Consider the following 22,158-nt stretch of genomic DNA (forward strand, 5'->3'; position numbering starts at 1 on the left):
GCCCCCGAAAGTCGGAGGCCGCCTGAATGGAATTGCCTGCGCTTAAGACGCGGCGATCAAACCCATGCTTTCCAGCTTGAGCAGCACCTGATGGGCGCAGTTGTCGACATCGACATTTTCGGTCTCGACGCTCAGTTCGGGGTTGGCCGGTACATCGTAAGGGTCGGAAATACCGGTGAATTCCTTGATCTTGCCTTCGCGTGCCAGCTTGTACAGGCCCTTGCGGTCACGGCGTTCGCATTCTTCGATGCTGGTGGCCACGTGGACCTCACAGAAGGCACCGAACTGTTCGATATCTTCCCGTACCGCGCGGCGGGTGGTGGCATAGGGCGCGATTGGCGCACAAATGGCGATGCCGCCATTCTTGGTGATCTCACTAGCCACGTAACCAATACGACGGATGTTCAGGTCGCGGTGCTCTTTCGAGAAACCCAGTTCAGACGACAGATTCTTACGAACGATATCACCATCCAGCAATGTGACCGGACGGCCACCCATTTCCATCAGTTTGACCATAAGCGCGTTGGCGATGGTGGATTTGCCCGAGCCCGAGAAACCAGTGAAGAACACGGTAAAGCCTTGTTCCGAGCGGGGCGGTGACGTGCGGCGCAGTTCGGTGACAACCTCAGGGAAGCTGAACCATTCGGGGATTTCCAGCCCTTCGCGCAAACGGCGGCGTAGCTCGGTGCCCGAGATGTTCAGGATCGTGACGTTGTCCTTGTCTGCGATCTCGTCATTCGGTTCGTACTGGGCGCGTTCCTGCACATAGACCATGTGTTTGAAGTCAACCATTTCGACGCCGATTTCATCCTGGAACTGGCGGAACAGATCCTGCGCGTCGTAGGGGCCGTAGAAATCTTCACCCGCCGAGTTCTTGCCCGGACCGGCGTGGTCTCGGCCAACGATGAAATGTGTGCAGCCGTGGTTGGCGCGGATCAGGCCGTGCCAGACCGCCTCGCGCGGGCCAGCCATGCGCATCGCCAGGTTCAGCAGCGACATCGAGGTGGTCGATGCCGGGTACTTGTCCAGAACCGCCTCATAGCAGCGGACGCGGGTGAAGTGATCGACGTCGCCCGGTTTGGTCATGCCAACGACAGGGTGGATCAGCAGGTTGGCCTGCGCCTCTTTCGCGGCGCGGAAGGTCAGTTCCTGGTGTGCGCGGTGCAGGGGGTTGCGGGTTTGGAACGCAACGATGCGGCGCCAGCCCAGCTTGCGGAAATAGGCGCGCAACTCGTTCGGCGTGTCCCGGCGGCCACGGAAATCATAGTGAACCGGCTGTTGAATGCCGACTACGGGGCCGCCCAGATAGACCTTGCCAGCCACGTTGTGCAGATAGTTCACCGCCGGGTGCGCATCGTCATCGGCGCCAAAGACCTTTTCGGCCTCGCGCGCTTTGTTCGGGGTCCAGCGGTCGGTCACGGTCATGGTGCCGAGAATGACACCTTCCTGATCGCGCAGGGCAATGTCCTGACCCAATTCGATGGTCTCAGCAAAATCTTCGCTGACGTCCAGCGTGATGGGCATCGGCCACAGGGTGCCGTCGGCCAGGCGCATGTTTTCGACGACGTTGTCGTAGTCAGCTTCGCTCAGGAACCCTTTGAGAGGGTTGAACCCGCCATTCATCAGCAGTTCCAGATCGCAGATCTGACGCGGGCTCAGGTCCCAGCTGGTCAGGTCGGCAGCTTCCACTTTCAATTTCTGCGCCGACTCGTACGAAACGTACAGTTCAGAGATCGGAGCCAGATTGCTTAACATCGTCATAGGAATACTCTTGTCGCAGTGCGGTTTTATCGGTGATTCAGGGGTGTTTATGGGGCATGTGCCCCGGCTGTTGGGCGAAGTCCATATACATTCACGAAATTAAGGACGATATGCGCGGTTTTTGTCCGGAATGGAAGGATTTTTCGCCTGACGCAGCTTTTCCCGACTTGTATCCCGCTGACACGCGCCTGTCGTGTGAATTCAGTACATCCGTTCCTAGGCGGCCTTGTCCGTCATAAGGTCCGCAGCGCGCGTCACCGGCAGCGCGGAAACCGGTTGTGTCACGCCGCGCAGCTCAAACGATTGCAGTCCGGACAGATCGCCGTCATACCCAGCCGCCTGCAGTAATTCGGCCGAGACCAGTAGTTCCGCCCCAAGCGCCTTGGTCTGGCCTTCAAGACGACTGGCCACATTAACCGCGTCGCCGATGATGGTGCGCGCAGAACTGCCTGCAGCGCCGATTTCACCTAGTACCAGATCGCCCAGATGCAGACCCATTCCGATGCGTATCCGGGGGCTGCCTTCGGTTTGAAGCTGTTGATTGAAATACTCAAGCGCGCGGCTGACATCGGCGGCGGCCTTCAGCCCGGCACGGGCCGAGTCTTTGGCATTCGGGGTTTCGAACACGGCCAGCAAGCCGTCGCCCATGTATTTGTCGACCACCCCGCCATCCGCCGTGATTGCCGGGACGATGGCATCAAAGAAACGGTTCAGCAGGAATACGATGTCATAGGGCAACTGGCCCGTGGTCCGCGATGTGAACCCGCGCATATCGAGAAACAGAACCGCCAGCTTGCGTTCCTGCCCTTGGCTGGCATGGGCTCGTCCGCGCTTGCCATCAGAGCGGAACATCCGAAACGCAGTGAGGGGGGCGGTTGGCCGTATCTGACAGGCCAGCCTTGCACCAATCGGGGCGCTGACGGCGGCAAGGCTGCGGGTTTCAACCTCATCCGGGTTGGGCAGTTGATCCGCGCCATCCTCAATGATCACGCGACAGGTGGTGCAACGCCCCTTGCCCCCGCAAAGGGCCGTGTGCGGAATGCCATTGGCCTGCGAAATCTCAAGCAGGGTCATGCCCTTTTCTGCCACGACCTCGGGGCCATCGACATACTTGACCCGGACCGAGTGCCTGCGGCGCCACAGTTTGCGGATAGCATATACCGCCAGCGAGGCCCCCAAGGCGATCCAGAAGGCCATTAACGCATTGTCTTTGACACTGAACATGACCTGAAAGGCCTCGGGCGTGGGCCAGTTGTAATGTTCGATATATTGATCGCGCAGGAACGGATCGGCAAAATCCGCCCAGATGCGGCGCCCTTCGGTAAGCAACCCAGCCAGCGCAAAGCTGGGCACAAATACCGCCAGACCGATCAGGTAAGGCACCCATCTGGACCACCAGCGGGTCAGTCGCAGCCACATGTGCAGCCCAATGCAACTGTGGACCCAAACCACCAGCAACAGCAGGCTTTGCATCCAGATCGCCGAGTTGGGCCACATCAGAATGATGATGTATCCCATCTCGTCATTGACGTTATAGATTTCGTGGGCATAGCGCGTCTGCACGATATGCGAGATCAGTTGCAGCGGGATCAACAGCCCCAGAATGACCTGCAAGGCCGTGCTGAAGGGCATGCGTAGCGTCCGGCGCTGGCTGATGGAATAAAGCGCAAGGCCAAGGTGGACGAACAGTGCCAGATACAAGATCACGCTGCCCAGACTGTGCCGGGTAACTGCGTGACGCCCATCCTGCATGCCGTGCAGGTAATCGGTATGGAACAGCCCCAACCCGATATTGATGAAATGAAAGAAGGCAAAGGCGAACAGGGTAAGACCGCTGATGATCCTAAGCCGGGTTGTCCACCCGCCTTGCCATAAAACGCTTTTCAATCAAGCCACCTGTATTCGCCGCGCGTGTTCCCGAGTCTGGTACGGCGACGCGAGTGGGTCAAGTTATGGTTACGTAAATGGCGGTGTCCACGGGGTTGCTTGGGTTTCAGCGAAAATAATCGTTGGCGAAAGAGTGAACAGCACAATATGGCTTAGCTCCGGTCGGGACCGAGAGCTGTAGATCAACCCGTCAGCACCCATATCGCGGGCGTGATCAGAGAAGCGCCATGTCGGCGAAACGCCCCGTTCTTCGTGGATATCCTGCCAGATAATCGACGCATCGGACTGGCCCCTCAGATCGACCAGTCTTGCACCAGTAACTTGGCCTCTTTGCAATATCCGCGGCGGATCGTCAGGCGAGACATACCGACGAATGGCGACCCCTGCGCCTTCGGCGCCGAGAGAGGCATAGAGAGCAATCTGCCCTGAATGATGAAAACGCCCCTCGGGCGCCCGGGCAGGGGCCAAAGGGGCGTCACTTTGGGAGAGAAACAGAATTCTCCAGACCGGGCCGGAGAACTCCAGCATTGGCCTAGTCCTGTTCCGCCAGGAACCGCTCGGCATCCAGCGCGGCCATACAGCCCATTCCGGCGCTGGTGACGGCCTGACGATAGATGTGGTCAGTCAGATCGCCTGCTGCGAACACACCGGGCACCGAGGTTTCGGTCGAGCCCGGCTTGGTCACCACATACCCACCCATATGGGTTTCCAGCGAGTCCTTGACCAATTCGTTCGCTGGCGCGTGACCAATGGCGACAAAGACGCCTTTACAGGGAACCTCGGTGATCTCACCGGTTTTGACGTTCTTGACGCGCACACCTTCGACGCCCAGTGGGGAATCGGTGCCGATCACTTCTTCCAACTCGTGGAACCACATCGGCTCGATCTTTTCGTGTTTCAGCAATCGTTCCTGCAGAATTTTCTCGGCTCGCAGTTCGTCGCGGCGGTGAATCAGAGTAACCTTGCTGGCAAAATTGGTCAGGAACAGCGCTTCTTCCACGGCGGTGTTGCCGCCACCGATGACCACGATTTCCTGTCCGCGATAGAAAAAGCCGTCGCAAGTCGCACAGGCCGAAACACCAAAACCCTTGAACTTGTCTTCCGACGGCAGGCCCAGCCATTTGGCGCGCGCACCGGTGGCCAGAATGACCGCGTCCGCAGTATAGATATTGCCGCTGTCGCCTTTTGCGGTGAAGGGGCGTTTGCTGATATCCAGATCACTGATGATATCGCCGATGACCTCACAACCCATCGCCTGGGCGTGTTCTTGCATCTTGATCATCAGATCAGGCCCCTGAACTTCGGTGAAACCGGGGTAATTTTCGACGTCGGTGGTTGTTGTCAACTGACCGCCGGGCTCGATTCCCTGAACCAGAATCGGTTCAAGCATCGCGCGGCTTGCGTATACGCCCGCAGTGTAACCGGCCGGTCCCGATCCGATGATCAGAACCTTGGTGTGACGTGTCTCGCTCATGGTACCCCCAACTCGATCTGCCTGATTTGGGCGCGTGGCCCCTGGCGGATGGATATAGCGACCCCTGTGCCGCGCTTAAAGCCCCTTCCTGATTTACGCCTGTCAGACGCTAGGTAAATGACGGTTGAATAAGAACATTGAAAATAAACAATATTGCGCATTCACGAAAGATTATTGCGCATCTGCCGGGTGCTGATATAACAACCGAAAAATTCAGGAGTATTTGATGGTCGCGATACGGCTGGACGAGATTGACCGCAAGATTCTGGCGGAATTGCAGGCAGACGGTCGCATGACCAATGTCGAATTGGCAAAACGTGTGGGAATTTCTGCCCCGCCTTGCCTGCGGCGCGTACGCACCCTTGAAGAATCAGGTCTGATCCGCGGCTACCATGCCGATGTAAATTCACGCGAGCTGGGGTTTGAGGTTCAAGTCTTTGCCATGGTCGGTCTGGAAAGTCAGGCCGAAGCCGAGTTGACCGCATTCGAGGAACGCTGCCGCGAATGGCCTTTGGTTCGGGAATGCCACATGCTGAACGGCGAAGTGGATTTCATTCTGAAATGCGTGGCGCCTGACCTAAGTAGTTTTCAGCAGTTCCTGACCGGCAAGCTGCTGACCACGCCGAATGTGGCCAGCGTCAAGACATCGCTTGTTATCCGCGGCGCAAAAGACGAACCAGGCGTGCCATTCGACGTTCTCGAGGAACGCATGAACCGAACGGCCTGAATTCCCGATGTTTCGGATGCGGTTTCATCTGTGGCAGGAAGGCTGCCACCGACATAGAGACCATCCAACTGACTAATAACTGCATAATGCCCCCACATTGCAGAACTCGTTTTAAACTAGGCGGAAATTGCGTCCACCTCACCATCCCCCGCGCGCGGCATGACCAGCGGGCCGAAATCATTGAGTGATTCGACATGCGAGAACAGGTTCAGATAGACCGATCTTAGCGACCGGCTGACCCGGCGAATTGCATTGGTGCCAGGGTGATAAGATTCGAATTGCAGACCATCGACCCGAATGACCGAGTGCCGTTTCAGGCAAATGTGAAACAGTTCGACCGGCGTTGGTGGCAGGGTTTCAATGACACCCATACCATCCTGAAATTCGTGGACCGGCGTTAGCACCTGTTCGTCTCCGTGCAGATGACGCAAATGCGCGGGCGTGCCCACGATTCGCGCAGCAGGGCCAGCGATCACACCGGACATCGGTTTTTGCATCCCGAATGTGTCGGCCATGATCCGTGTTAACGGGCGCGTCCGGCCCCGCGAATCCACGCGGCCAGGAATAAGGGTGACCGACCCTTTCCACAGCACCGTTTCCGACACTCCATCTTGTGTCAGGACCGTATCGCCAGGCAGCAAGTCTTCGATCGCCATCGGGCCAAGTTCTGTTTCAACCAACGCCCCACGGGTAAAGGCGCAGAACGCGTCCTCGAACATCGGCAGGGCAGGTGCGATATGGCGGGTCTGGACCACATCGCCGTTTTTCATCAGCGTACTGACCTCATAGCGCCGCAGCTGCGCCTTGTGTTGTGTGGTCGGTCTTGGCGCCTCGCGCAGCAATGCTGAGGTTTCAACAGCATTTCTGGCGGCGCGTGATAAAGAATTTGGAATAGCCATTACAATTCCGTCCCCTCTGAAAACCGCGCAGGCAGGCAAGACCCCCGTACAGGCCAGCCTGATCGGTTATTTCCATGTCTTGGAAGAAAGCGGCGACACGCAAGGCGACAGAAACGCAGATCGCTTTTTGCGAAGGAAGTTCCTACATTTTTGGTCAGCACAATGACCCCCCAGACAAACTCATACAAACGCAGGCGAAATTGCCAGCGCACACACGCCCCGGTATTGAGCCGCGCAAATATTGGCGGCAGGCCGCACACCGGATCGGAGCACCCCTCCGTTGTGCGTCTTATTCCCCGGAACCGGCAGCTTGGTTCGCGGGTAAGTCATCATCAGCGTCGGGCCGCCAGGCGGCGCGCAACTCTGACCGAATTGCTGGAAACCCGTTTCCACGGCATCTCCAGTTTTTGCTCTCTGGTGGCCACAAGTACGGCGCTTAGAAAGCGTGATCTCGTTTTCATTTTTGTGTCCTGCTCGCTTGGGAACTGACGCCCCGTTTTCCTCTGACACCTAAGTCTGCCCGCTCATTACGGCGGCGATAAGGCTGATCCGGATTGAATTCAGGACAAATGAAGTTTTGCATTTCCTCTTTTCTGATCGCGTCGCGCTCTACTGGAGAATCGGCAGATAAACACCTGAGAGCGGACAATAATTATCAAATTGTCGAGACACGAATAGATAGGAAAATTGCGGCAAAAAAGCGGCGATTTCGCCACAATTCGGGCCCAGTCTTAAAGTTTTATGGCGGAAATGAGGCGACCGTAATCTGCCTCTTTCGCGTGGGTTGACCGGCGGTACGAGTAGAATCTGTCGGGGTCAGAATAGGTGCAATGGCGTGTCCATTCGGCCTGTCCGACCCCCGCCTGACGCAGCCTGTGCAGGCCAAAAGCAGGCAAGTCGAACTGCAGTCGGTCGCCCGTTCCATTCGCAAAAAACTGCAGGTTTTTCGGAGAATCCGCGACGAATTCATCCAGAAATTCAGGCCCGACCTCATATGCCGCCTGCGAGATCGAGGGGCCGATTACCGCCACGGTGTTTTCCCGCTTGGCGCCAAGCGCCTCCATTGCGTCCAACGTTGCCTCAAGCACCCCATCCAAAGCGCCGCGCCATCCGGCATGCGCAGCTCCGATCACGTTCGCGTCAGAATCGGCAAATAGGACCGGCTGGCAGTCGGCGGTGAGAATCGTCAGGGCCAGATCAGGGGTTGCCGTGACCACCGCGTCGGCTTTTGGTTTGTCACCGTTGATCGGGGCGTCGACAGTCAGAACGGTGGGAGAGTGGACCTGATGAATGCCCACCAGGGCTTCGGGTGTGACGTCCATCGCCTGCGCCACGCGCTTGCGATTTACCGTGACCGCTTCGGTCTGATCGGATGAGCCATAGCCGCAGTTGAGGCCCGAAAAAATACCCGATGACGCCCCGCCGCGTCGGCTGAAGAACCCGTGGCGCACAGGGGCCAATAAATCAGAGGTCAGAATTTCCAAGGTCATGGCTCCAATCCCGGAGGTGGTGCGGAAGGGGTGGGGTAGAGGCCCAGCACTTTGAACAGGTTTCCCATTTCATCGGGGTGCGTCAACCGGCGATGTGCGGCAATTAACGCTTCAAGCTCAGACCCGCCGAGTGGCGCTGCAAGGGCTTGTGCGCGGGTGGCAATTCCCAGGCGCTCCAGAAATACACCCTGTGGTGTCAGGCGCGAATGGGCGCATCCAGCGGCGCGGGCCGCCAGTGCCAGTGGTTCGAAATCCACATGTGCCGTCAGGTCAGCCTGACCGGGTTGGGCCAAAGGATCAGCGCGTTCATGTGCCTGCAGTGCCTGAAACGTGTCGCCAAGCGAATGCCAGTCGCCATAATCCACAATCAATCCTGCGCCGCCATGGGTGCCAATCCGCCCAGCAACCACGGTAATGATGGGAATGGCAGCGGCACACAGTTCGACCAGATCACCATCAGCAGTGTCGTTCAACCGATCCTTGAGGGCGATCTGATCTGCATGTGGACCCAATCCCCAAGTTAACGCGGTGCCATCGCGGCCAATCAACCGCTCGCGCCAGCCATCGCGGTCGCGCAGGAACTGTCGTATTGGCAGGGCGTCGAAGAACTCGTTCGCGACCAGAAACAACGGCGCTTCGGGCAGGTCGGCGACCGAGTCGAGCCAGCGCGGGATATGATCCTTCAAAGTCTGCGCTTGTACGTCACGTAGAGCAGGCGAGGCTTCAAGCAGCACGACCTCGGCGGCCTCATTGAAGCCCGGCACGCGGGACGTGGCGCGCAGCATGTCGGCCATCAACGTGCCACGCCCTGGTCCAAGCTCGGCCAGCACAAAATGCTCGGGGTGGCCCTGATCCATCCAGCTTTGGGCCAGGGACAGGCCAATCAATTCTCCGAACATCTGGCTGATCTCGGGGGCAGTGATGAAATCGCCCAGCGTGCCCAGAGGGTCACGGGTGGTGTAATAGCCATGCGTCGGGTGCAGCAGGCATTCGGTCATGTAGTCGGCCACACTCATCGGGCCGTCCTGCGCAATACGCGCCAGCAGATGATCTTGCAGGCTCATGCCTTCGATCTTGCACGCAGGGCGAACCACAAGCCAAGGGCAATCATCGGCAGTGACAGCAACTGGCCCATTGTCAGACCATAGCCGCCCACATGCCAGGCCAGCCCCAGCGGATTCCCGGCCGAGATAAACTGCGCGTCGGGCTGCCGGAAGAATTCGACAATGAAACGCGAAGCACCGTAGCCTGCCAGAAAGACGCCCATAATCAGGCCCGGCTTGTGAAACGCGCCGCGTCGATAAGCGAGCCACAGCAGTGCAAGCCCGAGAAACAGACCCTCTAACACGGCTTCATACAGCTGTGATGGGTGTCGCGCACACATCCCGGCCACAACACCGGGGCAATCCTGCGCCGCCGCTCCGGGGAAGATCACCGCCCAAGGCAATTCGCTGGGGCGTCCCCACAACTCGGCGTTGGTGAAATTCGCCAACCGCCCGAGCAATAGCCCTGGCGGCACTGTATGGGCGATCAGGTCGGCCATGGACAGAACCGGAATTTGGTGGCGTCGCGCATAAAGATAAGAGGCGATTACTACCCCCAACAGCCCGCCATGGAACGCCATGCCACCCTGCCAGACCTTGAGAATCTCCAGCGGGTTCGAAAGGTAATAGGCGGGCTGGTAGAACAGCACGAATCCCAGGCGCCCGCCTAGAATCACACCGAGGATGATCCAGGTAATCAGATCTTCAAGCTGTTCGGGCTTCATCGGGGGCGTCTTGTCGGGCCACAGAGCCGGGCGCCGCAGCGCCGCAATGCCCATCCGCCAAGCAATAAGAATGCCAACGATATAAGCCAGCGCGTACCACCGCAGGGCGAACTCCATCCCAAACAATGAGATCGAGAACAACTCGGGCGACAGATCGGGGAAATTCAGAACAGCCTGCATGTGCGTCTCATTGCCCGGGGTTTGCAGGGCAAGTCAACCTTGAGCCCGGAGTAATCATTCCCCATATAGAGACCAACCGCGATTTCGGAGTAGAGCCATGCAAACCCGCAACAAGATCCTCGATGATGTTTCCCAACTGATGACCAACGCCATGGGCGTGGCCCAGGGCGCACGGGAAGAGGCAGAGAATGCGATGAAGTCGATGATCGACCGCTGGCTGGCCGACCGCGATTTCGTCACACGCGAAGAATTCGACGCCGTTCGCGCGATGGCCCAAAAAGCGCGCGAAGAAAACGCAGCGCTGGAATCCCGCATAGCCGCGCTTGAGGCAAAGCTGGACAAGTAACGCCCCAACAATCTGATTTTTGGCTAAAGCTATCCGCCGCGCAATCCGAACTTGGGTTGTGCGGTGTTGTGCATCATGCCGCCCTGCTGAGATTAATCAAGACAAAGCTACAATTCGTTCCAATATTTTGATCGCCGTTGCCGACTGTCCACAACTTATTGCTGTTATCCCCAATAAATAGGGTTGCCAGAACCCATCTCGCATCGCACCATATTTAGTACAGGCAGACGGGGTTGGCCCCGGCTTGTAGAGTAAGCAACTAGCATTGGGGTGCTGCCAGCCCCTAAAAGGCTAGAGATTAGTGAGGTGGCATTATGGCCCTTTCCGAGCAGTTTCTCGAAGAAGACCTTCATCCGATCGATATTGTTGAACATATTGCTGAGCATCACGACTGGGACTTTGACCGGATCGGGGATGATCAGATTGCCATGGCCGTCGAAGGGCAGTGGCGCACATACTCGATCACGTTGGCCTGGTCGAACTATGACGAAACCCTGCGCATGGTGTGCTCGTTCGAGATGGAGCCACCGACGGATCGCGAAGCCAAGCTGTATGAACTGCTGAACAAGATGAATGATCAGTGCTGGGCCGGGGCATTTACGTACTGGGCCAATCAAAAGCTGATGGTTTATCGCTATGGTCTGGTTCTGGCCGGTGGTCAGATGGCCAGCCCGGACCAGATCGACACGATGATCAGCGCCGCGGTGCTGAGCGCCGAGCGCTACTATCCGGCGATCCAGTTGGTCACATGGGGCAATCGGACCCCCGAAGAAGCGATACAAGTCGCCATTGCAGAGGCCTACGGCCGCGCGTAAAGCTTTGCCCCGAACCGAATGAGGAGAGGGGCAATCATGGACATGTCACGCGTTGCCGAACAGGGGCTGGTTCTTCTGGGGTGCGGCAAGATGGGATCGGCCATGCTCGCCGGATGGTTAGAGCATGGCCTTCCTGTGTCAGCGGTCTGGGTAATTGATCCTAACCCCTCGGACTGGCTTAAGGCGCAGGGCGTCAACATCAACACCCCGCTGCCCGAGGCCCCCGCCGTGGTACTAGTGGCCGTCAAGCCGCAGATGATGGGCGAGGCGCTGCCTGCGATCAAAGCGTTGGGCGGAGGTAACAGCCTGTTTGTCTCGATCGCAGCGGGGACATCGATCGCCACGTTCGAGGCCGTTCTGGGCAAAGACACCCCGATCGTGCGCGCCATGCCGAACACGCCAGCCGCAATCCGGCAGGGAATCACGGCGCTTATCGGCAATGCGAAGGCTTCGGACGCCGATGTGGCATTGGCTGAAAACCTGCTGTCTGCCATCGGCGAGACCGTTCGGCTGGAAGATGAGGCGCAGATGGACGCCGTCACCGGGCTCAGCGGGTCAGGCCCGGCCTATGTCTTTCACCTGATTGAAACGCTCGCCGCCGCTGGTCAGGCACAGGGCTTGCCACATGAGCTGGCGATGAAGCTGGCCAAATCCACTGTGGCCGGGGCAGGGGCATTGGCCATGGCGGCCGAAGAAGACCCCTCGCAACTGCGCGTCAATGTCACATCGCCTAACGGCACAACCCAAGCCGCGCTTGAGGTGCTGATGCACGAGGAAGAAGGTTTCCCCGACCTGCTGCACCGTGCAGTCAAAGCTGCGACAGATCGATCCAAGGAGCTGTCCCGTGAGTGAGATTACATTCGACGAATTTCTCAAGGTCGACATCCGCGTGGGCGAGGTGATCCGGGCCGAACCTTACCCAGAGGCCCGTAAGCCTGCGATCAAGATGTGGATCGACTTCGGGGATGAGATTGGTGAGCGCAAAACTTCAGCTCAGGTCACCGCGCATTACGATCCTTCGACGCTGGTGGGCAAGCAGGTGATGGCCGTTGTGAACTTCCCCCCGCGCCAGATCGGTCGGTTCATGTCTGAAGTTCTGGTACTAGGCTTGCCCGATGAAAACGGTGAAGTGGTCTTGATCGGCCCGGATGGCGAAGTTCCTATCGGCGGGCGGATGCACTGATGAAACTGTTAATTGCCCGCCCAATGACTGACTCCGTCGAGGCCCGCGCTCGCTGCGCATTCGATGTGGAAATCCGTAGCAACACCTTGCCCATGACGTCCGAGGAAATGCTACGCGCACTAAGGGACTTCGATGTGGTCGTGCCCACATTGGGTGACCAGTTTTCGGCCCAGATTTTCGCGGATGCCCCCAACCCTCGGTGCAAACTGCTGGCCAATTTTGGTGTCGGTTACAACCATATCGACGTCGACGCCGCGCGCACCGTTGGTGTCGCGGTCACCAACACGCCCGGTGCAGTCACCGATGCGACGGCCGATATCGCCATGACCCTGTTGTTATCCACAGCTCGTTGTGCGGGCGAGGGCGAACGGCTGGTCCGCGCAGGAAAATGGCAAGGGTGGCATCCAACGCAGATGCTGGGCCACCACGTTACCGGTAAGCGCGTCGGAATCGTTGGTATGGGCCGGATCGGTCAGGCCATTGCCCGGCGCTGTCATTTCGGGTTCGCGATGCAGGTGGCGTATCAGTCACGCAGCCTGAAGGAGGTAGAGTTTCCTGCTGAATATATCCCCGACCTGTCGTCTTTGGCGGCGTCGGTCGATTTCCTCGTGATTGCCGTGCCTGGCGGGGCTGAAACCCGTCACCTGATCAACGCACAGGTGTTAGAGGCAATGAACCCTTCAGGCATTCTGATTAACATCGCCCGCGGTGAGGTCATTGACGAGACCGCCCTGATCGCCGCCCTACAGTCCGGCCAGATCGCGGGCGCCGGGCTGGACGTGTATGAATTCGAGCCCGCCGTTCCGCAGGCGCTGCGTGATATGGATAACGTGACCCTGTTACCACATCTTGGCACAGCCACCGAGGAAGTGCGCAGCGACATGGGCCATATGGCACTGGACAACGTGGCGGCCTTTGTCGAGGGACGGCCGCTGCCAAATCCGGTCTAAGATCCGACCGCCTCGCGCCAGTGTTTGCGGCAGAGCGAGACATAGGTCTCGTTCCCGCCGATCTGCACCTGTGCACCTTCGGTGATGGTGTTGCCGTTCTCATCCTGACGAATCACCATCGTCGCCTTGCGCCCGCATTTGCAGATGGTGCGCACCTCACGCATTTCATCAGCCAGAGCTAACAGTGCTGCTGAGCCCGGAAATAGACGCCCCTGAAAATCCACTCGCAACCCATAAGCCAATACCGGCACGTTTAGGTCATCTACCGCACGGGCCAGTTGCCAGACCTGATCTTCCGTCAGGAATTGCGCCTCATCTATGAAAACGCAGGCGATATTGCCCTGATCCAGCCGCGCTCGGATCATGGCAAAGACGTCATCTTCGGTTGTGAACGTATCGGCGTCTGCGGAAATCCCGATCCGCGACGCAATTTTCCCGACACCAGCGCGCCCATCCAGGGCAGCGGTCATCAAATAGGTGTCCATGCCCCGCTCACGATAGTTATGCGAGGCTTGCAGCAACACGGTCGATTTACCCGCGTTCATGGTGGAATAATTGAAGTAGAGCTTTGCCATGCACCCGGGTCTAATTGGCAAGACCTGCCTGGGCAAGGCATCAAAACCCGTTAAGGAAGCGACGTCGCCGTTGTCATTGCAGGGACAGAGCGTACGCTCAAAGGGGATGGATCCCCCGCGCCTACAACAGCGACGCCGTCGGCCAACATGCGGCCTATACCAAACGAGGCTTAAATTGCGCCCCGCAATCACTCTTTACCGGCCGGAACGGCCGCCACTCACTCACAAAACCCCTGCATATCTGAGGGATAGCCAATTTATGACATTTCAACTATGAATCGAATATGGGAAATTTCCTGTCCCTTTCCCCCACAGTTGCAGATGTTGTGGAGGGCACAGGCAGCAAAGGTACAAACATGGCAGATATCGGGGCCTACCTGAAAAAGCACACAGAGGCGTTGGTCAAAGACGTCGGCATTGAATCCGCGTGTGAGATCACCGGAAAATCCAAGGCGACTCTGGGGCGGTATTATTCAGACAATGCCGAACACGCCGACCGGTTCATGCCCGTGGACGCCGTGGCCCGGCTTGAGGCTGTGTCAAACTACCCGCATGTGACCTCGGCGCTGGCCGATCTGAAAAACATCACGCTGTCGTATGACGGTCGCAACACCGAAAGCCCGCGCACCGGTGGGGTGAATTCGGACGTGATCGCGTTGAGCCAGCGGTTCGCCATGCTGATGACCGAATATCAGGCCGCCATCGAAGACGGCATCATCACCGTGAACGAGGCCAAACGCCTGCTCAAGGAAACCAGCCTGCTGCAACAGGTGCTGATCGAGATGAAGCTGCATCTGGAAGAGGAAAGCGTAAGCTGAGGTTGTTTCTTGGCTTGCCCGTCTATCCCGAGGTTATTTGATTTCATCCTAATGTAAGGGGTCGCCTTTAATAGAAAGGGGCGCACGTGTTCTGGTCTCGATCACCTGTTTCTGAAGATCTAAGGTATTGGATTCACGAATGTTTTGACTGGTTCGATGAGAAGTTCGAACCACCATCCGAGCCAATCCTGCCTACTAAGGCGTATTTTCAGGCGCCCGGAGGTAGCGATCAGGCCACCGCTGAACTTGTGCTTCATGATATCAAAAGGCACATGAATTATGTGTCTCAGGTCGACCTGCTTCCTTTGGACGTTTTGTCTGTCGAATATCGTCACACTTATCAATCAACATCGTCGGTCGCGGGAACACATGAGAAAGTCGAAAATGTATCTGTTATTCGATATGATCCCGAGCAAATGCACCGCCCTATGCAGTTCATCAACCTCCTTGCGCATGAATTGATGCACGCGCGTTTGGCAGGGATGGAGCATGACGTGCCCGGAGGCGAGCCCGCGCATGAATTGGTAACCGACCTTGGCTGTATCATTGCAGGGTTCGGAGTGTTTCAGTTGCAGGCGGCAGACGATGCTGGTTGGTTCGGATACATGACCCAACCATCTCGGGCGTATGCGCTGTCCGTATTCTTGCAGCGCCGAGGTTTGGGCATCGACACTGTGACCCCTTATCTGTCACTCCAGAGCAGAAAGCTGTTGGCTAAGGCCAATAAGAACCTATAGCGTTGTAATATCTGTTTGTTGCTTCTTTTCACCCGCGCCGCTTCACGATCACCGATCCCACTGAGTACCCAGCGCCAAAGGAACAGATCAGCCCGACATCTCCGTCCGTCAGGTCATCTGAATATTTGGAAAATGCAATGATCGACCCAGCTGAGGATGTGTTGGCATAGTCCTGCAGGATATTGGGTTGTTCACCCGCTTCGGGTTCGCGTCCCAGTACCTTTTTGCCAATGAAATCATTCATCGTCTTGTTGGCCTGATGCAGCCACAGGCGTTTCAGGTCGCTGCTGCCAACCCTTTCGGATTCCATGTGATCCGAGATGTGTTTGCTGACCATCGGCAGCACTTCCTTGAACACTTTCCGGCCGTTTTGCATGAATTGCATGTCTCGCCGGTCGATCACCCCATCGGGGCGCGAGCGGCGCAGGAAGCCATTATTATTGCGGATATTGTTCGAGAAGGATGTGGCGCAGCGGGTCGAGAGGATTTCGAAATGCGGGCCCGTCGCGTCTTCGATCCGCTCGACCAAGGTGGCCGTGGCCACATCGCCGAAGATAAAGTGGCAATCGCGATCGCGCCATTCCAGGTGACCCGAACAGATCTCGGGGTTCACCACCAACGCCGATCGAACCGAGCCCGAACGGATCATATCTGCTGCTGCCTGAATACCGAACGTGGCCGAGGAACATGCGACATTCATGTCGAAGCCAAAGCCGTCAATGCCCAACGCCTGCTGAATCTCGATCGCGATCGCAGGATAGGCGCGTTCATGGTTTGACGCGGCGCAGATCACCAGATCGACATCTTCGGCACTGCGACCCGCCTGAGCCAGCGCTTTTTTGCAGGCATCCACGGCCATTTCGGTCATGATGCCGGGTTCGTCATCGCCGCGTTGGCGAAGCAGGGGATGCATCACGTCTGGGTCCAGCACACCGGATTTATCCATAACATATCGGTTCTCGATACCCGATGCCTTGAGGATGAATTCTACGGACGAATGCTGTATCGGTTCAATCTCACCCGCTGCAATCGCGTCGGCATTCTTGGCGTTTTGCGTGTCGGCATAGGCGTTGAAGGCGGCGACAAGCTCGGCGTTGGTGATGACGTTCTCGGGCGTGAAAACACCGGTGCCGGTGATTGCGGGCGTATACATGGCGGGTCCTGAATGTTTCGAATCCGCTTAAAATGCAGTCGCTGCGGGTTTTGATCAAGAGAAGGTGACCCAAGGGAATGCAGCGAAACCAGTCAATTTACTGCTTCACAACTTGAATGGTTCATAATCTGAAGTATATGACGCCACGGACACACGGAGCTCCCAATGCCAGACAACATAAGCGACAGGCTTGGCCGCCTAAGCCCTGAAATCCAGTCAATCATGGGTGTGTATGCCCTGTACTGGAAGCTGGAAGAGGCGTTCGATTGCATTGAAACGGAACTTAGCCATCCGGAATGCCACATGTTGATCAAACTGGATCAACCCAAGCGTATGGGCGTTCTGGCGGCCGACATGCTGAGTGTCCCTTCGACCATAACCGCCACGGCGGACGGTTTGGAAAAAGCTGGCTATCTGACGCGTGAACGTGACCCCGAAGACCGCCGTGCCTGGTTGCTGGTTCTGACTGAGCAGGGCGAAGAGGCCCGGAATATGCTGGTGTCCGAAGCCGGTGACCTTTTCCACCGCGCATCCGGATTGGATGCAAAAGAAACTGCCGAATTCGCGCGATTGGCGCGCAAAATCCGAGATAACATCCTGAAAACAGGAATTCCCGAGGGATTGACGAAATGAAACTCCTCTCTGTTCTGAGTGCGACCCTGATCGCGCTGACGACACCGGTTCTGGCTCAAGAAACCGCCAAGCCGGTCAAGCTGATGCAGGTGCGCGAAACCGCACCGGGCTTTTCACGCCAGTTCTTTGGGCGCGTGGCCGCCCGACAAACCGTTGATCTGGCCTTTCAGGTCTCGGGTCAGATTGTTGAGATGCCGGTGACCGAAGGTTTTGTGATCCCCAAGGGTGAGTTGATTGCGCAGCTGGATCAAGCACCTTTCCAGCGCCGGTACGACCGCGCGGTCCTGCAAAAGGATCAGGCGGACCGAACCGTGGCTCGCTTGTCTCGATTGCGGGGTACCACCGCCAGCCAAGTGGCCGTGGACGATGCGGAGACAGAGGCGCAACTGGCTGATATCGCAGTGCGGGATGCGGAATACGATCTTGAACATGCGACTCTGACCGCGCCATTCGACGCGCTAGTGTCCAGCCGGGCAGTTGAAGCCTTTACCACCGTGTCAGCTGGCGCCCCCATCGTGCGCATTCACGACATGTCGGAATTGCGGATCGAAGTCGATGTGCCCGAGATTCTGTTTCAGCGTTCGGGTCAGGAAGAAAGCTATACGATCACTGCGAAATTCCCGACCAGTGACGAGGTATTCCCCCTTCAGATTCGTGAGTTTGATGCCGAAAGCTCAACCGTGGGGCAGACCTTCCGCATTCAGTTCGGCCTGACCCCGCCGGAGGGTTTGCAAATCCTGCCGGGCTCGTCCGTGACCGTGACTGTTCAGGTAGCGGATGGCCGAACTGGTATCGTCATTCCGGCCGCGGCCATCGTTGCAGGCGCTGATGGAGCTTTGGGCGTCATGGTGTTTTCGCCAGTTGGCGCCGACGAAGGCGCCGTTCAATACGTTCCTGTCACCATCGAGCCCACCCAGACCGGCGAGGTCCGAGTGCTGACCGGTCTGTCGGACGGTGACGAAATCGTTGTCGCTGGCGGCAGTGCGCTGACCGACGGTCAGGCCGTACGCCGCTTTGCTGGCTTTGCGAACTGAGGGCAAACAGATGAACATCGCGCGCGCCTCGATCGACCGGCCGATTTATACGTGGCTGATCATCCTGATTGCCCTGTTTGGGGGCATTTGGGGCTTCCTGTCGCTGGGTCGTCTGGAAGACCCGGCCTTCACCATCAAGAATGCCGTCATAGCAACGCAATACCCAGGCGCCACAGCCGAAGAAGTGGCGCTCGAGGTCTCGGAGCCATTGGAATCTGCCATCCAGCAGATGGGCGAGGTTGATACGATCACCTCGGTCAACCAACCGGGATTTTCGCTGATCGAGGTCGAGATCAAATCGACTTATGACGGTACAGAACTGCCTGAAATTTGGACCAAGCTGCGCGCCAAGGTGCGCGACGCATCGCGTGCATTGCCATCGGGCGTAAGCCAACCAATGGTGAATGACGGGTTCGGTGATGTGTTCGGCCTGTTTTACGCTGTCACGGCCGAAGGGTTTTCGGACGCTGAAAAGCATGAGTTATCCACTTTTTTGCGGCGCGAATTGCTGACCGTTCCCGGTGTCGCGGATGTTGAGGTTATGGGCCTGCCGGACGAGGCGATCTTTGTCGAACCCGATCTGGCCATTTCCGTCAACCAGAACGTACCTATCCCGTCCATCAACGAGGCCATTGCCAACGCGGACTCGGTTAATGCGTCGGGATCGGTCCGAACTGAGAATGACCGCACCACGATCCTGACGGCCGAAGGGTCAGATACAGTTTCTGCCATTGCCGGTTTGTCGTTGGGGTCGCAGGGGCAGGTGATCAACCTATTCGACATGGCGCACGTCTTCCGTGGCCGTCAGACCGACCCCGAGGTCATGATCCGGTTCAACGGGACTGAGGCGTTCACGCTGGGCATCGCGGGTCTGTCGACCGAGAATATCGTCGAAGTCGGCCAGCGTGCCGATGCCAAATTCGCCGAGTTGGACCCTCAGATTCCCTTTGGGGTCGAAATCCTGCCGATCTATCAGCAGCATGTGGTGGTCGAACAGGCCTCGAACGACTTTCTGGTGAACCTGGCCATGTCAGTCAGCATCGTTGTGGCGGTTTTGGCTATCTTCATGGGCTGGCGCGCGGCGGTGGTCGTGGGCTCGACCCTTCTGCTGACCGTAGTGGGGACACTGTTGTTCATGTCGATCTTCTCGATCGAGATGGAGCGGATATCGCTGGGCGCCCTGATCATTGCGATGGGGATGCTGGTGGACAACGCCATCGTGGTGGCCGAGGGAATGCAGATCGCCATGCTGCGCGGTAAAAATTCCCGCGATGCGGCTGATGAGGCGGCATCGAAAACGCAAATCCCGCTGTTGGGGGCGACGGTCATCGGCATCATGGCTTTTGCCGGTATTGGCCTTAGCCCGGACGCGACGGGTGAGTTCCTATTCTCGTTGTTTGCGGTAATTGGTATCTCGTTGCTGCTTAGTTGGGTTCTGGCGCTGACGGTGACGCCGATGCTGGGGCATTACTTCTTCAAGCAGGGAAAAGAGGGCGCGGTGGACGCTTATGGCGGCATCATGTTCCGTGTCTACGGTGCGATCCTGCGGTGGTCCTTGCGGATGCGCTGGCTGGTGATTGCCGCGCTGGTCGGGGTAACGGTGGCCTGTTTCGCGGGCTTTGGTTTGGTAAAACAGCAGTTTTTCCCTGACTCGAACACGCCGCTGTTCTTCGTGCATTACAACCTGCCGCAAGGCACGCCCATCGCGCGCACGGCTGAGGATATGGCAGTCTTCGAAGATTGGCTGGCCGAGCGCGATGATGTCGTGTCCGTCACCACCTTTGTCGGGCAGGGCGCAACTCGGTTCCTGCTGACCTATTCGGCCGAAAAACCTAACCCCAGCTATGGGCACATGATCATTCGCACTGAAACGCTGGATGACATTCCGGTTTTGCAGGCGGATTTGGAAGCGTTTGGGCAGGCACAATTCCCCGAGGGCAAATTCCGCACCAAACGCCTGATCTTCGGCCCGGGCGGCGGAGACCCAATCCAAGCCCGGTTCTCGGGCAGTGATCCGAAGGTATTGCGCCAGCTGGCCGATGAGGCGGTGTTGAAAATGCGCGAGGCTTCCCCTAATGCTCTGAACGTCTATCATGATTGGCGCGAGCAGGAGCTGGCTGTGCAGCCGATCTATGCGACCGAGCGGGCGCAGACCGCAGGTGTGTCCCGTGAAGATATCGCCGCGACGTTGCAGTTTTCGACGGACGGGATCACCGCCGGAGAATTCCGCGAGCGGGACCGTCTGATCCCCATCATCATACGTCGTCCCGCGGACGGGGATTATTCGATCGTCGATCAGGTGGTGTTTTCAGAAGAATCGCAAAAGTTCGTTCCAATCGAGCAAATGGTCGATGGGTTCGAATACAAGCCGCTCAACACGCTGGTTCATCGTCGTGACCGGGTGCTGACGATCACCGTCGGGGCTGATATCCCGCCCGGCATGACGGCGGCACAGGTCCATTCTGAGGTACGCGCGGCCATCGAAGATATGGACCTGCCACCCGGTTATCGCATGGAATGGGGGGGCGAGTTCGAAAACGCTGGCGAGGCCAACGAAAGCCTAGGACGTCAGTTGCCCCTGAGCCTGCTGATCATGGTGCTGATCTCAGTGTTGATCTTTAACGCGATCCGCCAGCCGATCATCATCTGGCTGTTGGTGCCGATGTCGGTGAACGGCGTCGTGATCGGGCTGTTGGGGACGGGTCTGCCGTTCACCTTCACAGCGCTGCTGGGGCTGCTGAGCTTGTCGGGGATGCTGATCAAGAACGGGATCGTTCTGGTCGAAGAGATTGATCTGGTCCGCGCCACCGGCAAGCCCCTGCGCGAGTCGATTGTCGAAGCTTCTGTCTCGCGTTTGCGCCCTGTGATGCTGGCGGCGATCACCACCATTCTGGGGATGGCACCGTTGCTGACGGACGCGTTCTTCCGCTCGATGGCGGTGACGATTATGGGCGGTTTGGCCTTTGCCACGATCCTGACCATGGTCGCGGCTCCGGTGTTTTACATGGTGTTCTTTGCACGCGATGAAAAACGCGAGGTTGCACAGGCCTGACTGGTACCGGGCGGCGTTTCAGTCGCCCGGGTCCTTTTCCGGATCATATTGATAGTAAAAACAGGATAGCTTGTTTCCGTCCGGGTCGCGCAGATAGGCGACATAGAAATCAGGCGCGTAATAGTCCCGAATGCCCGGCGCACCTGCGTCCGTGCCCCCAAATTCCAGACCTGCCACGTGAAAACGCCGGACCTGAGCTGCGCTGCGGGCCGGAATGGCAATCATCGTTCCATTGCCCACGCTGGCCGCCCCACCATCAAATGGCGTACAGACCCAAAACCCTGTCCCGGCATCGGGATGGTTTCCCCAGCCCGCGCGATCCTTTGACCACCCCGGAAGGCGCGGCTGATCCAGTACAGAAAAGATCGCGTCATAGAATCGGATGGCCCGGGACAAGTCATTGGTTCCGTATGTGGTGTAAAGGCGCATGGTTTCACCGGTTGTCAGAACAGCATCATGCTGCCCGCGACAACACAGGGAAAGCGAAAACGGCGCTGCGGTTCGCGTCAGATCAGTGGGATCAGCGGCACATCACACGCGGCAAGCGTCATCAAAGCGGCGAGAACCATAAACCTGCGCATTTTGTTTTCCTTCTGCTCGTTTGCAAAAAAGATGCGCGCCCGAAGACACGGGGTCAACGGGCGCGGTGTGTTTGGTTCAAAATGCGCGGGTTTCA

General features: G+C 57.8%; 22 protein-coding genes. 11 read left to right on the forward strand and 11 right to left on the reverse strand.

What is annotated here, in order from left to right:
* Positions 1-42 precede the first annotated feature (42 nt).
* The 4 genes from ACR0JB_RS00435 to trxB form a co-directional block, all read right to left on the reverse strand.
* Complete coding sequence (locus ACR0JB_RS00435; RefSeq protein ID WP_170347849.1) at positions 43-1,761, reverse strand: bifunctional sulfate adenylyltransferase/adenylylsulfate kinase; 1,719 nt, start codon at positions 1,759-1,761, stop codon at positions 43-45.
* Positions 1,762-1,977: 216 nt separating this feature from the next.
* On the reverse strand, positions 1,978-3,648 hold the full coding sequence (locus ACR0JB_RS00440) for an adenylate/guanylate cyclase domain-containing protein (RefSeq protein WP_480789607.1): 1,671 nt from the start codon (positions 3,646-3,648) through the stop codon (positions 1,978-1,980).
* Positions 3,649-3,717: 69 nt separating this feature from the next.
* Positions 3,718-4,176 carry an RES family NAD+ phosphorylase gene (locus ACR0JB_RS00445; protein WP_480789608.1) on the reverse strand — a complete coding sequence of 153 codons (459 nt, stop codon included), beginning with the start codon at positions 4,174-4,176 and terminating at the stop codon, positions 3,718-3,720.
* 4 nt (positions 4,177-4,180) lie between these two features.
* Positions 4,181-5,122: a thioredoxin-disulfide reductase gene (gene trxB / locus ACR0JB_RS00450; RefSeq protein ID WP_170395432.1), complete on the reverse strand. Its 942-nt coding sequence runs from the start codon at positions 5,120-5,122 to the stop codon at positions 4,181-4,183.
* A gap of 226 nt (positions 5,123-5,348) precedes the next feature.
* On the opposite strand from trxB, the gene ACR0JB_RS00455 reads away from it, so the two are divergent.
* Complete coding sequence (locus ACR0JB_RS00455) at positions 5,349-5,849, forward strand: Lrp/AsnC family transcriptional regulator (protein ID WP_170374263.1); 501 nt, start codon at positions 5,349-5,351, stop codon at positions 5,847-5,849.
* Between the two features lie 116 nt (positions 5,850-5,965).
* Here the strand turns inward: ACR0JB_RS00455 and ACR0JB_RS00460 are convergent, their stop codons facing one another.
* The 4 genes from ACR0JB_RS00460 to lgt form a co-directional block, all read right to left on the reverse strand.
* Positions 5,966-6,748, reverse strand: a complete 783-nt coding sequence (locus tag ACR0JB_RS00460) for a Hint domain-containing protein (protein ID WP_170408988.1) — start codon at positions 6,746-6,748, stop codon at positions 5,966-5,968.
* Between the two features lie 731 nt (positions 6,749-7,479).
* Positions 7,480-8,238 (reverse strand): peptidoglycan editing factor PgeF, encoded by a 759-nt coding sequence (gene pgeF, locus ACR0JB_RS00465; protein WP_170347855.1) that lies wholly within the window; start codon positions 8,236-8,238, stop codon positions 7,480-7,482.
* Positions 8,235-9,302, reverse strand: coding sequence for a class I SAM-dependent methyltransferase (locus ACR0JB_RS00470; protein ID WP_170395436.1), 1,068 nt, complete (start codon positions 9,300-9,302; stop codon positions 8,235-8,237). The genes pgeF and ACR0JB_RS00470 overlap by 4 nt, the downstream gene beginning before the upstream one ends.
* Positions 9,299-10,186, reverse strand: coding sequence for a prolipoprotein diacylglyceryl transferase (gene lgt, locus ACR0JB_RS00475; RefSeq protein WP_170395438.1), 888 nt, complete (start codon positions 10,184-10,186; stop codon positions 9,299-9,301). Before lgt ends, ACR0JB_RS00470 begins: the two co-directional genes overlap by 4 nt.
* Positions 10,187-10,283: 97 nt before the next feature.
* Here lgt and ACR0JB_RS00480 point away from each other — a divergent pair, with 97 nt between their 5' ends.
* The 5 genes from ACR0JB_RS00480 (at position 10,284) to ACR0JB_RS00500 (ending at position 13,480) form a co-directional block, all read left to right on the forward strand.
* Entirely contained in the window at positions 10,284-10,532 is a 249-nt protein-coding gene (locus tag ACR0JB_RS00480; RefSeq protein WP_037308471.1) for an accessory factor UbiK family protein, read from the forward strand.
* 314 nt (positions 10,533-10,846) lie between these two features.
* The gene (locus tag ACR0JB_RS00485; protein ID WP_170347858.1) at positions 10,847-11,347 is read left to right on the forward strand and encodes a type III secretion system chaperone family protein; all 501 of its coding nucleotides are present in this window, start codon (positions 10,847-10,849) and stop codon (positions 11,345-11,347) included.
* Between the two features lie 36 nt (positions 11,348-11,383).
* Entirely contained in the window at positions 11,384-12,199 is an 816-nt protein-coding gene (gene proC, locus ACR0JB_RS00490; protein ID WP_170395440.1) for a pyrroline-5-carboxylate reductase, read from the forward strand.
* Positions 12,192-12,530, forward strand: coding sequence for a tRNA-binding protein (locus ACR0JB_RS00495; protein ID WP_170395442.1), 339 nt, complete (start codon positions 12,192-12,194; stop codon positions 12,528-12,530). The genes proC and ACR0JB_RS00495 overlap by 8 nt, the downstream gene beginning before the upstream one ends.
* On the forward strand, positions 12,530-13,480 hold the full coding sequence (locus tag ACR0JB_RS00500) for a 2-hydroxyacid dehydrogenase (RefSeq protein ID WP_170395444.1): 951 nt from the start codon (positions 12,530-12,532) through the stop codon (positions 13,478-13,480). The genes ACR0JB_RS00495 and ACR0JB_RS00500 overlap by 1 nt, the downstream gene beginning before the upstream one ends.
* Here ACR0JB_RS00500 and ACR0JB_RS00505 read toward each other — a convergent pair.
* Complete coding sequence (locus ACR0JB_RS00505) at positions 13,477-14,055, reverse strand: thymidine kinase (protein WP_170360506.1); 579 nt, start codon at positions 14,053-14,055, stop codon at positions 13,477-13,479. The genes ACR0JB_RS00500 and ACR0JB_RS00505 overlap by 4 nt on opposite strands.
* A gap of 356 nt (positions 14,056-14,411) precedes the next feature.
* Between ACR0JB_RS00505 and ACR0JB_RS00510 the strand changes: the two genes are divergently transcribed.
* Together ACR0JB_RS00510 and ACR0JB_RS00515 are read left to right on the forward strand one after the other, a co-directional pair.
* Positions 14,412-14,873, forward strand: coding sequence for a hypothetical protein (locus ACR0JB_RS00510; protein WP_170347863.1), 462 nt, complete (start codon positions 14,412-14,414; stop codon positions 14,871-14,873).
* 272 nt (positions 14,874-15,145) lie between these two features.
* Positions 15,146-15,610 carry a hypothetical protein gene (locus tag ACR0JB_RS00515; RefSeq protein WP_174821524.1) on the forward strand — a complete coding sequence of 155 codons (465 nt, stop codon included), beginning with the start codon at positions 15,146-15,148 and terminating at the stop codon, positions 15,608-15,610.
* 28 nt (positions 15,611-15,638) lie between these two features.
* Here ACR0JB_RS00515 and ACR0JB_RS00520 read toward each other — a convergent pair whose 3' ends face one another.
* Positions 15,639-16,763, reverse strand: coding sequence for a beta-ketoacyl-ACP synthase III (locus ACR0JB_RS00520; protein WP_170395448.1), 1,125 nt, complete (start codon positions 16,761-16,763; stop codon positions 15,639-15,641).
* Positions 16,764-16,928: 165 nt separating this feature from the next.
* Between ACR0JB_RS00520 and ACR0JB_RS00525 the strand changes: the two genes are divergently transcribed.
* From ACR0JB_RS00525 to ACR0JB_RS00535, 3 genes are read left to right on the forward strand one after another with little or no spacing between them, the layout of a single operon-like run.
* On the forward strand, positions 16,929-17,396 hold the full coding sequence (locus ACR0JB_RS00525) for a MarR family winged helix-turn-helix transcriptional regulator (RefSeq protein ID WP_170347866.1): 468 nt from the start codon (positions 16,929-16,931) through the stop codon (positions 17,394-17,396).
* A complete protein-coding gene (locus ACR0JB_RS00530) occupies positions 17,393-18,430 on the forward strand; it encodes an efflux RND transporter periplasmic adaptor subunit (RefSeq protein WP_480789609.1) in 1,038 nt (345 codons plus the stop codon). Before ACR0JB_RS00525 ends, ACR0JB_RS00530 begins: the two co-directional genes overlap by 4 nt.
* A 10-nt stretch (positions 18,431-18,440) precedes the next feature.
* Positions 18,441-21,482, forward strand: coding sequence for an efflux RND transporter permease subunit (locus ACR0JB_RS00535; RefSeq protein ID WP_170395451.1), 3,042 nt, complete (start codon positions 18,441-18,443; stop codon positions 21,480-21,482).
* Positions 21,483-21,500: 18 nt separating this feature from the next.
* On the opposite strand, the gene ACR0JB_RS00540 is transcribed toward ACR0JB_RS00535, so the two are convergent.
* Positions 21,501-21,911: a VOC family protein gene (locus tag ACR0JB_RS00540; protein WP_480644195.1), complete on the reverse strand. Its 411-nt coding sequence runs from the start codon at positions 21,909-21,911 to the stop codon at positions 21,501-21,503.
* Positions 21,912-22,158 lie beyond the last annotated feature (247 nt).

This window comes from Ruegeria sp. BI7 (assembly GCF_056537925.1).

Excerpts from the sequence above, each read along its gene's own strand:
- ACR0JB_RS00525 (WP_170347866.1), top strand. The coding sequence starts at position 16,929 with ATGCCAGACAACATAAGCGACAGGCTTGGCCGCCTAAGCCCTGAAATC.
- ACR0JB_RS00480 (WP_037308471.1), top strand. The coding sequence starts at position 10,284 with ATGCAAACCCGCAACAAGATCCTCGATGATGTTTCCCAACTGATGACC.
- ACR0JB_RS00460 (WP_170408988.1), bottom strand. The coding sequence starts at position 6,748 with ATGGCTATTCCAAATTCTTTATCACGCGCCGCCAGAAATGCTGTTGAA.
- ACR0JB_RS00485 (WP_170347858.1), top strand. The coding sequence starts at position 10,847 with ATGGCCCTTTCCGAGCAGTTTCTCGAAGAAGACCTTCATCCGATCGAT.
- pgeF (WP_170347855.1), bottom strand. The coding sequence starts at position 8,238 with ATGACCTTGGAAATTCTGACCTCTGATTTATTGGCCCCTGTGCGCCAC.
- proC (WP_170395440.1), top strand. The coding sequence starts at position 11,384 with ATGGACATGTCACGCGTTGCCGAACAGGGGCTGGTTCTTCTGGGGTGC.
- ACR0JB_RS00455 (WP_170374263.1), top strand. The coding sequence starts at position 5,349 with ATGGTCGCGATACGGCTGGACGAGATTGACCGCAAGATTCTGGCGGAA.
- ACR0JB_RS00530 (WP_480789609.1), top strand. The coding sequence starts at position 17,393 with ATGAAACTCCTCTCTGTTCTGAGTGCGACCCTGATCGCGCTGACGACA.
- ACR0JB_RS00540 (WP_480644195.1), bottom strand. The coding sequence starts at position 21,911 with ATGCGCCTTTACACCACATACGGAACCAATGACTTGTCCCGGGCCATC.
- ACR0JB_RS00535 (WP_170395451.1), top strand. The coding sequence starts at position 18,441 with ATGAACATCGCGCGCGCCTCGATCGACCGGCCGATTTATACGTGGCTG.
- ACR0JB_RS00500 (WP_170395444.1), top strand. The coding sequence starts at position 12,530 with ATGAAACTGTTAATTGCCCGCCCAATGACTGACTCCGTCGAGGCCCGC.
- trxB (WP_170395432.1), bottom strand. The coding sequence starts at position 5,122 with ATGAGCGAGACACGTCACACCAAGGTTCTGATCATCGGATCGGGACCG.
- ACR0JB_RS00520 (WP_170395448.1), bottom strand. The coding sequence starts at position 16,763 with ATGTATACGCCCGCAATCACCGGCACCGGTGTTTTCACGCCCGAGAAC.
- ACR0JB_RS00505 (WP_170360506.1), bottom strand. The coding sequence starts at position 14,055 with ATGGCAAAGCTCTACTTCAATTATTCCACCATGAACGCGGGTAAATCG.
- ACR0JB_RS00470 (WP_170395436.1), bottom strand. The coding sequence starts at position 9,302 with ATGAGCCTGCAAGATCATCTGCTGGCGCGTATTGCGCAGGACGGCCCG.
- ACR0JB_RS00445 (WP_480789608.1), bottom strand. The coding sequence starts at position 4,176 with ATGCTGGAGTTCTCCGGCCCGGTCTGGAGAATTCTGTTTCTCTCCCAA.
- lgt (WP_170395438.1), bottom strand. The coding sequence starts at position 10,186 with ATGCAGGCTGTTCTGAATTTCCCCGATCTGTCGCCCGAGTTGTTCTCG.
- ACR0JB_RS00510 (WP_170347863.1), top strand. The coding sequence starts at position 14,412 with ATGGCAGATATCGGGGCCTACCTGAAAAAGCACACAGAGGCGTTGGTC.
- ACR0JB_RS00435 (WP_170347849.1), bottom strand. The coding sequence starts at position 1,761 with ATGACGATGTTAAGCAATCTGGCTCCGATCTCTGAACTGTACGTTTCG.
- ACR0JB_RS00515 (WP_174821524.1), top strand. The coding sequence starts at position 15,146 with ATGAATTATGTGTCTCAGGTCGACCTGCTTCCTTTGGACGTTTTGTCT.